The organism is Streptomyces sp. NPDC060232, assembly GCF_042726555.1.
Classification (GTDB): Bacteria; Actinomycetota; Actinomycetes; order Streptomycetales; family Streptomycetaceae; genus Streptomyces.
This window is the reverse complement of the sequence record NZ_JBHXAG010000044.1, coordinates 18675-29623: the sequence shown is the minus strand read 5'-3', so window position 1 is coordinate 29623 and position 10949 is coordinate 18675. Positions and strand designations below refer to the sequence as shown.

Genomic DNA, 10949 nt, shown 5'->3' with positions numbered 1-10949 from the left:
AGCCGAGGAGACACTCCGGCGGGGCACCACCCCACACCACCCAGCCCCGCCGGCGATTGAGGCGCGGGGCCTGGGGCAGAGCCCCAGCAGCCACCCACCGGCGGGCAGCCGAACCGCACAGCCCGGGGCGCAGCCCCAGCAGCCACCCGGCCGCAGCCGCACCACCGGCCGCAGCCGAACCGCACAGTCCCGGCGGCGCCCCAGGTCCCCACTCGGCCTCAGCCCGCGGAGCGCAACGCCTCCGCCAACACCCCCGGCGCCTGCGCCAACGAGGGCCCGTACCAGGTCAGATGCCGTCCGCTGACCAGCGCCGCCGGCAGGCCGGGGAAGGCCTCCGGCCCGTCGCCCGCCGCGAAGGCGTACGGCTCGTCCGGCAGCACCACCAGATCGCAGCCGGCCGCCGCCAGCTCCTCCACCGGGATCCTCGGATACCGCTCCGCGTGCCCGGCGTAGACGTTCCGTACGCCGAGTCGGCCCAGCAGGTCACCCGCGAAGGTGTCCCGGCCCAGCACCATCCACGGCCGCCGCCACACCGGCACAAAGGCCGACAGCTCGCCCACCCGCTCCACGCCGGCCCACGCGGCCTCCGCGTCCGCCAGCCACGCCGGCCTCGCCAGTCCCAGCGCCGCCACCAGTACCCGGTCCAGTTCCCGCAGCGCCTGCGGCAGGTCTCGGACCTCGGTGACCAGCACCTCCAGCCCCGCCGCGCGCAGCGCGGCCAGGTCCGGTGCCCGGTTCTCCTCCTCGTTGGCGATCACCAGGTCGGGGCGGAGCTCCGCGATCCTGCGCACGTCGGGGTTCTTCGTCCCCCCGATCCGTTGCGCCGACCCGAGGTCGCCGGGGTGCGTGCACCAGTCGGTGACCCCGACCAGCAGCCCCGGCGCGCTCACGGCCACCGCCTCGGTCAGGGACGGCACCAGCGAAACGACCCGCCGCACCCTGTCAGCGCCCCGGCGACGGCGGCTCGGACGTCGCGTGGATGTGGTCGCCGACGGCGACCACCAGGATCCGGGTGTCCTCGGTGACGGCCCGCCAGCGGTGGCGTACGCCACCGGACAGGAACAGCGCGTCCCCGGTCTCCAGCCGGTACGCCCGCCCCTCGGCCTCCACCTGGCAGGCCCCCTCGACCACGTACATCAGCTCGTCGTTGCGGTGCTGGTACTCGCGCCCGGCGTCCTGGTCACCGGTGAACTCCAGTGCGTGCAGCTGGTGGTGCCCGCGCACGAGGGGCCGTACGCCCGGCACCGGGGTCAGCGCGGGCTCGTCGCCGGCCCGTACGAGGTCCACCGTGCGCGCGGTGTCGGAGGCGGCCAGCAGCTCGACGGCCGTGGTCTCCAGGGCGTCCGCGACCCGCTCCAGGGACCGCATGCTGGGCCGGGCCCGCTCGTTCTCTATCTGACTCAGGAAGGGCACCGACAGACCGCTTCGCGCCGACACGGCGGCCAGCGTCAGGTGGAGCGCGCGGCGGCGCTTGCGCACGGCCACACCCACCCGCAGCGGCTCCTTGCCGTCCTTGTCCTTGCTCTTGTCGTCCACGTCGTTCAGCTTGCCGTTCAGGCCGTCCGCGCCGTCCCTGTCGTTCATTTCGGGGCTGCCCTCCCCCTGTCCGTCGCACATCGGTGTGCTGTAAGCACCTTACGCAGCAACCGCCTCCGGTTTCGCCCGCACCGACCTTCCCGTACCCGTCCGCTCACCGTCAGTGGCGCTCCGGGGGCGTTCGGGCGCGCGCCGGGGCGCCCCGGTGACGGCGAACGCCCCCGCAGCCCGTTGCGGCATCATCGTCTGCGTGACGACACGACGCCTGATGCTCCTGGACACCGCCTCCCTCTACTACCGCGCCTACTTCGGCGTGCCGGACTCCGTGAAGGCTCCCGACGGCACCCCGGTCAACGCCGTGCGCGGGCTCCTCGACTTCATCGGCCGACTCGTCCAGGACCACCGGCCGGACGACCTGGTGGCCTGCATGGACGCAGACTGGCGGCCGCACTGGCGGGTGGAGCTGATCCCCTCGTACAAGGCCCACCGGGTCGCGGTCGAGACCGAGACGGGTCCCGACGTGGAGGAGACCCCGGACACGCTCGCCCCGCAGGTGCCGATCATCGAGGCCGCCCTGGACGCGTTCGGCATCGCCCGGGTCGGCGTCGCCGGCTACGAGGCGGACGACGTGATCGGGACGCTCACCACCCGTGCGACGGGGCCGGTCGACATCGTCACCGGCGACCGGGACCTGTACCAGCTCGTGGACGACGCCCGGCAGCGGCGGGTGCTGTACCCCCTCAAGGGCGTGGGCACGCTCCAGGTGGCGGACGAGGCGTGGCTGCGGGAGAAGTACGGGGTGGACGGCCCCGGTTACGCGGACCTGGCCCTGCTGCGCGGCGACCCGAGCGACGGCCTGCCGGGCGTCCCCGGAATCGGTGAGAAGACGGCGGCGAAGCTGCTCGACACCTATGGCGACCTGGCCGGGATCATCGCGGCGGTCGACGACCCGAAGTCGAAGCTGACGCCCGCCCAGCGCAGGCGGCTGGACGAGTCGCGGCCCTATCTGGCGGTGGCCCCGAAGGTGGTCAAGGTGGCTTCCGACGTGCCGCTTCCGCAGTTCGACGCGGCCCTTCCGGCGATCCCGGCGCAGCCCGAACTGGTCGACGCACTAGCCCATCGGTGGGGATTGGGTGGAGCTGTGTCCCGCCTGAGCAGCGCCCTACGCTCCTGAGGTGGTAACTTAGGTAAGGCTAAGTTTCATGGGAGTCAGGGGATACCGTGGCAGAAGGACGCGGCCGCACTGTCGGCACCGCCGTTGTCGTACGCACCGAGCGGCTCTCGCCGCACATGGTGCGGATCGTGCTGGGTGGTGAGGGCCTGGCGGACTTCGGCGCGGGCGAGTACACCGACCATTACGTGAAACTCCTTTTCGCTCCCGAGGGTGTCACCTACCCCTCTCCGTGGGACCTGGAACGCATCCGCGGCGACTTTCCGCGAGCGCAGTGGCCGCGCCAGCGCGCCTACACCGTGCGCAACTGGGACGCGCTGCACCGGGAACTGACCCTCGACTTCGTCATCCACGGCGACGAGGGCCTGGCCGGCCCGTGGGCGGCCCGGGCCCAGCCGGGCGAGCTCGTACGGTTCCTGGGCCCGGGCGGCGCCTACGCCCCGGACCCGGCGGCGGGCTGGCACCTCCTGGTGGGGGACGAAAGCGCACTGCCGGCGATCGCCGCGGCGATGGAGCGGATGCCGGCGGGCGCGGAGGTCCACGCCATCGTGGAGATCGACGGCCCGGCCGACGAGCTGAAGGTCGCGACCCCGGACGGCGTCGCACCGGTCTGGCTCCACCGCGGCGACCGCCCGGTCGGCGAGGCCCTGGTCGAGGCGGTCCAGGCCCTGGAGTTCCCCTCGACGGACGTCCACGCCTTCGTCCACGGCGAGGCCGGCTTCGTCAAGGACCTGCGCCGCCACCTCCGCCTGGAACGCGGCATCGCCCGCGAACGCCTGTCGATCTCGGGCTACTGGCGCCTGGGCGAGACCGACGAGGGCTGGCGCGCGATCAAGCGCGACTGGAACGCGACGGTGGAAGCCGAACAGGAACACCGCGCCGCCGCCTGACCCCGCCCGATCCGGCCCCGCCGGTGCCTGAGGCGCGCGATGCGACCCCCGCGGCGGCGGCGCGGCGCGCGCCGCCGGGCACTCGGCGGGACAATGTCCCCATGCGTACGCTCCGCGCCCTCGGGGCGGCAGGGGCCGCGGCCCTCCTCACCGCCTCGGCGGCCACGGCCGCGACGACCGCGCCGAGCCCGCCCCCCGCTCCCCTGCCCCAACTCACCGACGCCGCCGTCGACAAGGCCGTCGCCCGGCTCGACGGCACCGTCGAGGACATGATGCGCCGTACCGGCGTCCCCGGCGTCGCGGTGGCCGTCGTCCACGACGACGAGGTGGTCCACCTCAAGGGCTTCGGCGTCCGCCGCACCGGCGAGAGCGCCACTGTCGACCCCGACACCGTCTTCCAGATCGCCTCGCTCTCCAAACCCGTCTCCTCCACCGTCGTCGCCGCGACCCTCACCGACCCCGCCCAGTGGGACCGCCGCACCAGCCTCCCCGGCTTCTCCCTCAAGGACCCCTGGGTCACCGGGCACGTCACCACCGCCGACCTCTTCTCCCACCGCAGCGGCCTGCCCGACCATGCCGGCGACCTCCTCGAAGACCTCGGCTACGACCAGGCGTACATCCTCGGCCGCCTGCGCCTGGCACCGCTGACGCCCTTCCGCGCGAGCTACGCCTACACCAACTTCGGCCTGACGGCCGCCGCCGAGGCCATCGCCCATGCCAAGGGCACCAGCTGGCAGAAGCTCGCCGACGACACCCTTTTCAAACCGGCCGGCATGACACGCACCAGCACCGAGTTCTCCGCCTTCGCCGACTCCCCCGACCACGCCGCCACCCACGTCAGGAACCCGGACGGCACCTGGAGTCCCCGCCACGTCCGCGACCCGGACGCCCAGGCCCCGGCCGGCGGCGTCAGCTCCACCGTCCGCGACATGTCCCGCTGGCTGCGGCTCCAGCTCGCCGGCGGCACCCTCGACGGCAAGCGGATCGTCCCCGCCGACACCCTCGCCCGCACCCACGTGCCCGAGATCGTCTCGCAGCCGCCCGCGACCCCCACCGCCCGCACCGGCTTCTACGGCCTCGGCTGGAACGTCTCCTACGACGATGCCGGCCGGCTGCGACTGAGCCACTCGGGCGCCTTCGAGCTCGGCGCGAACACCAACGTGACCATGCTCCCGCTGGAGAAGCTCGGCATCGTCGTCCTCACCAACGGCGCCCCCGTCGGCCTCGCCGACGCCGTCGCCCTGGACTTCTTCGACTTCGCCGAGCACGGCAAGGCCACCACCGACTGGCTGGCGCTCGCCGGATCCCTCTACGCACAGATCGACGCCGCGGGCCGCTCTCCCACCGACTACGCCCACCCGCCCGCCGGTGCGAAGCCGGCCCGGCCCAGCGCCGCCTACACCGGCACGTACGACAACCCGTACTACGGCAGGGCCACTGTCACCGCCGGCGACGACGGCGCGCTCACCCTGGCCCTCGGCCCGAAGCCGCTGCGCTTCCCGCTGGCCCACTACGACGGCGACACCTTCAGCTTCGAGACCACCGGCGAGAACGCCGTCGGCCGCACCGGGGTGACCTTCGCCGACGGAACGCTCCGCGTCGAATACCTCGACGCCGACCACCTGGGCACCTTCACCCGGCAGTAGCCGCATAGCCTGTCCCCCGATGAGACGCAGATCCCCGGCACCCCCCTCGCCCCTCCCCCAGCGGGCCGGCATCGACCCGGTCCGGCTCCGGCTGCCCGCCGACCCGGACGGCACGTGGCCGGACCTCGGCAGCTACCTCGCCGCCCGCTACGCCGGCACCCGCGGCGAGGAGTCCATGGCGCACCTGCTGGCCGCTGGCCGGGTACTCGGCCCCGGCGGGCGGGTGCTGCACGCGCGGGACCCGTACGAGCCCGGCGCCTACCTGTGGTTCCACCGGGACATGGACCCCGAGCCGCGGGTGCCGTTCGCGGTGCGCGTGGTGCACCGGGACGCGCACCTGCTGGTCGTGGACAAGCCGCACTTCCTGGCGACCACTCCGCGCGGCAGCCACATCACCGAGACGGCCCTGGCCCGGCTGCGCGAGGAGCTGGACCTGCCCGGGCTCAGCCCGGCGCACCGCCTGGACCGGCTCACGGCCGGCCTGGTGATGTTCAGCGTCCGGCCCGAGGACCGCGGCGCCTACCAGCTCCTCTTCCAGCGGCGCCAGGTGCACAAGGAGTACGAGGCGCTCGCCGCCCGCGACCGGGCGCTCACCTTCCCGCGCACGGTCCGCAGCCGGATCGAGAAGGTCCGCGGGGTGATCGCCGCGACCGAGGTCCCCGGCCCGCCCAACGCCGAGAGCCTGATCGAGCTCGTCGACGTCCGCGGCGGCCTGGGCCGCTACCGGCTGACCCCGCACACCGGCCGCACCCACCAGCTGCGGGTGCACATGAACGGCCTGGGCCTGCCCATCCTGGGCGATCCGGTGTATCCGGAGGTCACCGATCCGGCGCCGGACGACTACCGCAGACCGCTGCAACTCCTGGCCCGCGTCCTGGCGTTCACCGACCCGGTCACCGGCGCGGCCCACCGCTTCGAGAGCGCCCGCACCCTCCAGGCCTGGCGCGACCGACCCGGCTGGGAGACCGGCCCCCCGGCGGACAGGCCGCCCACCCCCGGCCCCTGACGCGACTCGGCCGCCGCGCGGAGGAGTTCCCCGCGCGCCGGCCGATCACAGCACTAGCCGACGGAGCTGTAGGCCACGACGCCCCGAAGCAGCGCGTCCACGGCCTTGCGGGCGTTCTTCGCGACCGTACTGCCGCTGTCGCCGGCGGCCGAGGGGGCCGCCGCGGCGATCTGGCCGAGCACGTCGATGACCTGCTTGCACCAGCGCACGAAGTCGCCGGCCGGCATCTCCGCCTCGCGCAGCACCTCGTCCAGGCTCTTGTCGGAGGCCCACTGGTACGCCGCCCACGCGAAGCCGAGGTCCGGCTCGCGCTGGCCCACGCCCTCGGCCTGGTTGATGCGGTGCTCCTCCTCCAGGGCGTCGAGGTGGCCCCAGATGCGGACCATCTCGCCGAGGGCGGCCTTCGCCGCGCCGCCCGGGACCTTCGGCGCGACCGCGTCGTCGGACTGCCGGGCCTCGAAGACCAGCGCCGAGACGCAGGCGGCCAGTTCTGCCGGGCTCAGGCCCTCCCAGATCCCGGCGCGCAGGCATTCGGACGCCAGCAGGTCGAGCTCCCCGTACAGCCGGGCGAGCCGCTTGCCGTGCACGGTGACCTCGTCCTCGCGCAGGTAGTCCAGCTCGGTCAGCAGGGCGTGGATCCGGTCGAAGGTGCGGGCGATGGTGTTCGTCCGGCCCTCGATCCGCCGCTCCAGCTGCAGGGTGTCCCGCCGGAGCCGGTGGTAGCGCTCCGCCCAGCGGGCGTGGTCCTCGCGCCCGTCGCAGCCGTGGCAGGGGTGCGCCCGCAGCTCGGTGCGCAGCCTGGCGATCTCGCGGTCGTCGGCGGCCGCGGCCCGGCCGCGGGAGCGCCGCTCCGGCGTGATGTGCCCGGCCTTGCTGCGCAGCTGGGACGCCAGGTCCCGACGGGACTGCGGCGAGCGCGCGTTGAAGGACTTGGGGATCCGCATCCGGTCCAGTGCCTCGACCGGGACCGGGAAGTCGATCGCGGCGAGCCGCTTGACCTGCCGCTCGGCGGTGAGCACCAGTGGACGCGGGCCCTCCGCGTACTCGTAGCCGCGGTGCCCGTGGACCCGTCCGGCCGGCACGCCCGGGTCCAGGACCAGCGCGAGCCCGGCGAACTTGCCCGTCGGCACGTGGATGATGTCGCCCGGCTTGAGCTTCTCCAGGGAGCTGGCCGCCTGCACCCGCCGCTGGGCGGCGCCCTGCTTGGCCAGCTCCGTCTCACGGTCCTTGAGGTCGCGGCGCAGCTGCGCGTACTCCTCGAAGTTCCCCAGGTGGCAGGTCATGCCCTCCCGGTAGCCCTCCAGGCCCTCCTCGTTGCGCTGCACCTGCCGGGAGATCCCGACGACCGAGCGGTCGGCCTGGAACTGCGCGAAGGAGGTCTCCAGCAGTTCGCGCGAGCGGTGCCGGCCGAACTGGCTGACCAGGTTGACGGCCATGTTGTACGAGGGCTTGAAGCTGGAGCGCAGCGGATACGTCCGGGTGCCCGCGAGCCCGGCGAGGCCGGCCGGGTCCATGCCGCGCTGCCAGAGCACGACCGCGTGGCCCTCGACGTCGATGCCGCGCCGTCCGGCCCGACCGGTCAGCTGGGTGTACTCGCCGGGGGTGATGTCGGCGTGCTGCTCGCCGTTCCACTTGACGAGCTTCTCCAGGATCACCGTGCGCGCGGGCATGTTGATGCCCAGCGCCAGGGTCTCCGTGGCGAAGACGGCCTTCACCAGTCCGCGGACGAAGAGTTCCTCCACGACCTCCTTGAAGGTCGGCAGCATGCCCGCGTGGTGCGCGGCGATGCCCCGCTCCAGGCCTTCGAGCCACTCGTAGTAGCCCAGGACGTGCAGGTCCTCGGTGGGGATGGAGGCGGTGCGCTCCTCGACGAGCTCGCGGACCCTCAGGCGCGCGGATTCGTCGTTGAGGCGCAGGCCCGCGTACAGGCACTGCTGGACGGCGGCCTCGCAGCCGGCCCGGCTGAAGATGAAGTTGATGGCGGGCAGCAGCCCGTCGTTGTCGAGGCGGGCGATGACCTCGGGGCGGGACGGGGTCCAGATCCGGCCGCGGGAGCGCCGCTCGCGCTCGCGGTCGGCCTCGCGGACCATCTTGCCGCGCCGCCGGTCCTTCGGGCTGTAGGTGCGGCTGTTCTCCTCGCGCGCCATGCGCAGCAGGTCGGGATTGACCTCCCGGCGCGCGGAGCCGCGGCCGCCGTGGTCGGACTCCTCCTCGAAGAGGTCGTAGATCCGGCGGCCGGCCATGACGTGCTGCCACAGCGGGACGGGCCGCTCCTCGGAGACGATCACCTCGGTGTCCCCGCGCACGGTGTCCAGCCAGTCGCCGAACTCCTCGGCGTTGGACACGGTGGCCGACAGGGAGACCAGGGTCACCGACTCGGGGAGGTGGATGATCACTTCCTCCCAGACGGCTCCGCGGAACCGGTCGGAGAGGTAGTGGACCTCGTCCATCACGACGTAGCCGAGGCCGAGCAGCGACTGGGAGCCCGCATAGAGCATGTTGCGGAGCACCTCGGTGGTCATCACGACCACCGGCGCCTCGGAGTTGACGCTGTTGTCGCCCGTGAGCAGGCCCACCTTGTCGGCGCCGTAGCGCTTGACGAGGTCGGCGTACTTCTGGTTCGAGAGCGCCTTGATCGGCGTCGTGTAGAAGCACTTGCGGCCCTGCGCGAGGGCCAGGTGCACGGCGAACTCGCCGACGATGGTCTTGCCCGAGCCGGTCGGGGCGGCGACGAGGACGCCTTTGCCGGCCTCCAGCGCCTTGCAGGCCTCCACCTGGTACGGATCCAGGTCGAAGTCGTACATCTCGCGGAAGGGGGCCAGGGCGGTGGCCTCTTCGGCGGCGCGGATCCGGGCAGCGGCGTACCGCTCGGCGGGTGAGAGTTCTTCGGTCATCTTGCTGTCGAGCCTACCCGTCGGCTCTGACAACAGTCTCGATCATTTATGTGAGGGGCCGCAGAGCGGAAGCGGCCGGCTGCGCGGCGTGCGCGCCCCGGCCGCCTCCCGGCGGTAGCTGGGGGCGTACCTGTCAGGTGGCGTCGTCGTACCCGTTGATCCGCTGTCGTCCGCCGTCGTCCTGTCCGGGCAGGGCGGCCGGGGCGGGCACCGCTTCCATCCGGCCGATCGGCGCCGGGGTGAGGTCGAGCTCCGAGGCCTCGTCGTCGCTCAGCCCCGCGTCGGGGTCGTTGCGCCGGCGCCGGCGGTCGTTGAGGAGGCAGAGCCCGACGGCCGCGAAGTAGAGGGCCACGATGGGCAGGGCCAGCGCGAGCATGGTCGGCGGGTCACCGGTGGGCGTGGCGAAGGCGGCGAAGACGGTGATGCCGAGGACCATGCCCCGCCACCAGCCGGCGAGCCGCTTGCCGGTGAGCACGCCGGTGAAGTTCAGCAGGACCAGCAGCAGCGGCAGCTCGAAGGCCAGGCCGAAGACGATCACCATGCGGGTGACCAGGTCGAGGTAGTCGTCGACCGGCAGCAGGTTGCGCGCGTGGTCGGGCGTGAACTCCAGCATGATCGTCGCGGTCTGCGGGAGGATCTTGTACGCGAGCACGGCGCCGGCCATGAACAGGGGCGCGCCGACCGCGACGAAACTCCGTGCGTACTTCTTCTCGTGGCTGTGCAGCCCGGGCGCGGCGAACGCCCACAGCTGGTAGAGCCACACCGGCGCGGAGAGCACAACGCCGGCCATCAGCGAGACCTTCAGGGCGATCGAGAACGCCGAGATCAGGCCGTTCACGGTCATGTCGGCGCAGGGGCGCCCGTTGCGCTGGGTCACCACGCCGTTGGTGCAGCCGACGGAGTCCAGCATCGGCTTCAACAGGAAGTTGATGATGTCGCGGTAGAAGAAGGCCGCGACGATCGTGATCACGAGGATCGCGAGGACCGACTTCAGCAGGCGGTTACGCAGTTCGCGCAGGTGCTCGACGAGAGGCATACGCCCTTCGGCGTCCTTTGCCTTCCGTTCTCGTTTCTCCTGCTTGCGGGCAGACTTGAGCAACCCACGTCCCTTGTCTCGTTGCAGATGACTGGCGTGAAGGGCGTCGGTCAGCCCTGGGCGGTGCGGTTCGGCTCGCTGACCGGCCGGGAGCTGGTGACGTCACCGGGCGCGGCCTGGATGGTGCGCGGGGCGACCGGCTGCTGCGCGGACTGGTCGGCCGGGGCGGCGGCCGCGTCGTCGGCCTCGCCGTCCTTCTTCATGGCCTTGGCCTCGCTCTTGAGGATACGGGCCGACTTCCCGAGGGAGCGGGCCATGTCGGGGAGCTTCTTGGCGCCGAACAACAGGATGATGACTCCGAGAATGACGAAGATTTCCCAACCCCTGAGGTTGCCGAACATAGGTATCTTCCTTTTCTCCGAGGTTCACAGCACACGGGCACAGGCGCCTAGGACTGTCTCTACCGAGGATCGTAACCCCCGGGGGTAAACGCCCGGCAATCCCCCGGCGTACCCCGTCTTGCGTCCTGGCCGGTTGTCAATCCCCCGGTCACACCTCTGACACGTTCGTCACGGCCGCACGTCGTGGCCCGCCCGGGCCAGCCCCGCCGCCTCCCGCTCCAGGTCGGCCGACGCCACGGTGATCCGGCGGCTGGCCAGCGCGACCTCCGCGGAGAGCCTGCGCACCTCCGCGTACACACGCACCGCCAGCACGGCGAGTACGAAGACTCCGAGGAAGCCCAGGGCAATTGCGAACATCGGCCACAGCAT

The 10949-nt window shown here is 72.5% G+C and carries 10 protein-coding genes; 4 read left to right on the top strand and 6 right to left on the bottom strand.

Features of this window, described 5'->3' with window-relative positions; genetic code table 11:
- Nucleotides 1–218 precede the first annotated feature (218 nt).
- Together ACFWFZ_RS33965 and ACFWFZ_RS33960 are read right to left on the bottom strand one after the other, a co-directional pair.
- Nucleotides 219–917: a helical backbone metal receptor gene (locus ACFWFZ_RS33965; protein ID WP_387127820.1), complete on the bottom strand. Its 699-nt coding sequence runs from the start codon at nt 915–917 to the stop codon at nt 219–221.
- A gap of 25 nt (nt 918–942) precedes the next feature.
- A complete protein-coding gene (locus tag ACFWFZ_RS33960) occupies nt 943–1584 on the bottom strand; it encodes a helix-turn-helix domain-containing protein (protein ID WP_387127818.1) in 642 nt (213 codons plus the stop codon).
- A 220-nt stretch (nt 1585–1804) separates the two neighbouring features.
- Here ACFWFZ_RS33960 and ACFWFZ_RS33955 point away from each other — a divergent pair, with 220 nt between their 5' ends.
- The 4 genes from ACFWFZ_RS33955 to ACFWFZ_RS33940 all read left to right on the top strand — a co-directional run bounded on the left by ACFWFZ_RS33955 (nt 1805) and on the right by ACFWFZ_RS33940 (nt 6249).
- Nucleotides 1805–2710 (top strand): 5'-3' exonuclease H3TH domain-containing protein, encoded by a 906-nt coding sequence (locus tag ACFWFZ_RS33955; protein WP_387127824.1) that lies wholly within the window; start codon nt 1805–1807, stop codon nt 2708–2710.
- A 47-nt stretch (nt 2711–2757) separates the two neighbouring features.
- Nucleotides 2758–3597, top strand: coding sequence for a siderophore-interacting protein (locus tag ACFWFZ_RS33950; RefSeq protein ID WP_387127816.1), 840 nt, complete (start codon nt 2758–2760; stop codon nt 3595–3597).
- A 101-nt stretch (nt 3598–3698) separates the two neighbouring features.
- Nucleotides 3699–5243: a serine hydrolase gene (locus tag ACFWFZ_RS33945; protein ID WP_387127814.1), complete on the top strand. Its 1545-nt coding sequence runs from the start codon at nt 3699–3701 to the stop codon at nt 5241–5243.
- A gap of 19 nt (nt 5244–5262) precedes the next feature.
- Nucleotides 5263–6249 (top strand): pseudouridine synthase, encoded by a 987-nt coding sequence (locus ACFWFZ_RS33940; RefSeq protein ID WP_387127812.1) that lies wholly within the window; start codon nt 5263–5265, stop codon nt 6247–6249.
- A 53-nt stretch (nt 6250–6302) separates the two neighbouring features.
- Here ACFWFZ_RS33940 and ACFWFZ_RS33935 read toward each other — a convergent pair whose 3' ends face one another.
- The 4 genes from ACFWFZ_RS33935 to ACFWFZ_RS33920 form a co-directional block, all read right to left on the bottom strand.
- Nucleotides 6303–9143 carry a DEAD/DEAH box helicase gene (locus ACFWFZ_RS33935; protein ID WP_387127810.1) on the bottom strand — a complete coding sequence of 947 codons (2841 nt, stop codon included), beginning with the start codon at nt 9141–9143 and terminating at the stop codon, nt 6303–6305.
- Nucleotides 9144–9276: 133 nt separating this feature from the next.
- On the bottom strand, nt 9277–10242 hold the full coding sequence (gene tatC, locus ACFWFZ_RS33930) for a twin-arginine translocase subunit TatC (RefSeq protein WP_387127808.1): 966 nt from the start codon (nt 10240–10242) through the stop codon (nt 9277–9279).
- Between the two features lie 47 nt (nt 10243–10289).
- Nucleotides 10290–10580, bottom strand: coding sequence for a Sec-independent protein translocase subunit TatA (gene tatA / locus ACFWFZ_RS33925; RefSeq protein WP_387127806.1), 291 nt, complete (start codon nt 10578–10580; stop codon nt 10290–10292).
- A gap of 168 nt (nt 10581–10748) precedes the next feature.
- Nucleotides 10749–10949 (bottom strand): hypothetical protein, encoded by a 201-nt coding sequence (locus tag ACFWFZ_RS33920; RefSeq protein WP_387127804.1) that lies wholly within the window; start codon nt 10947–10949, stop codon nt 10749–10751.

What these genes read in the sequence shown, in the direction of transcription:
- ACFWFZ_RS33960 (WP_387127818.1), bottom strand. Translation starts at nt 1,584, where the DNA reads ATGAACGACAGGGACGGCGCGGACGGCCTGAACGGCAAGCTGAACGAC.
- ACFWFZ_RS33955 (WP_387127824.1), top strand. Translation starts at nt 1,805, where the DNA reads ATGCTCCTGGACACCGCCTCCCTCTACTACCGCGCCTACTTCGGCGTG.
- ACFWFZ_RS33945 (WP_387127814.1), top strand. Translation starts at nt 3,699, where the DNA reads ATGCGTACGCTCCGCGCCCTCGGGGCGGCAGGGGCCGCGGCCCTCCTC.
- ACFWFZ_RS33940 (WP_387127812.1), top strand. Translation starts at nt 5,263, where the DNA reads ATGAGACGCAGATCCCCGGCACCCCCCTCGCCCCTCCCCCAGCGGGCC.
- ACFWFZ_RS33935 (WP_387127810.1), bottom strand. Translation starts at nt 9,143, where the DNA reads ATGACCGAAGAACTCTCACCCGCCGAGCGGTACGCCGCTGCCCGGATC.
- tatA (WP_387127806.1), bottom strand. Translation starts at nt 10,580, where the DNA reads ATGTTCGGCAACCTCAGGGGTTGGGAAATCTTCGTCATTCTCGGAGTC.
- ACFWFZ_RS33920 (WP_387127804.1), bottom strand. Translation starts at nt 10,949, where the DNA reads ATGCTGTGGCCGATGTTCGCAATTGCCCTGGGCTTCCTCGGAGTCTTC.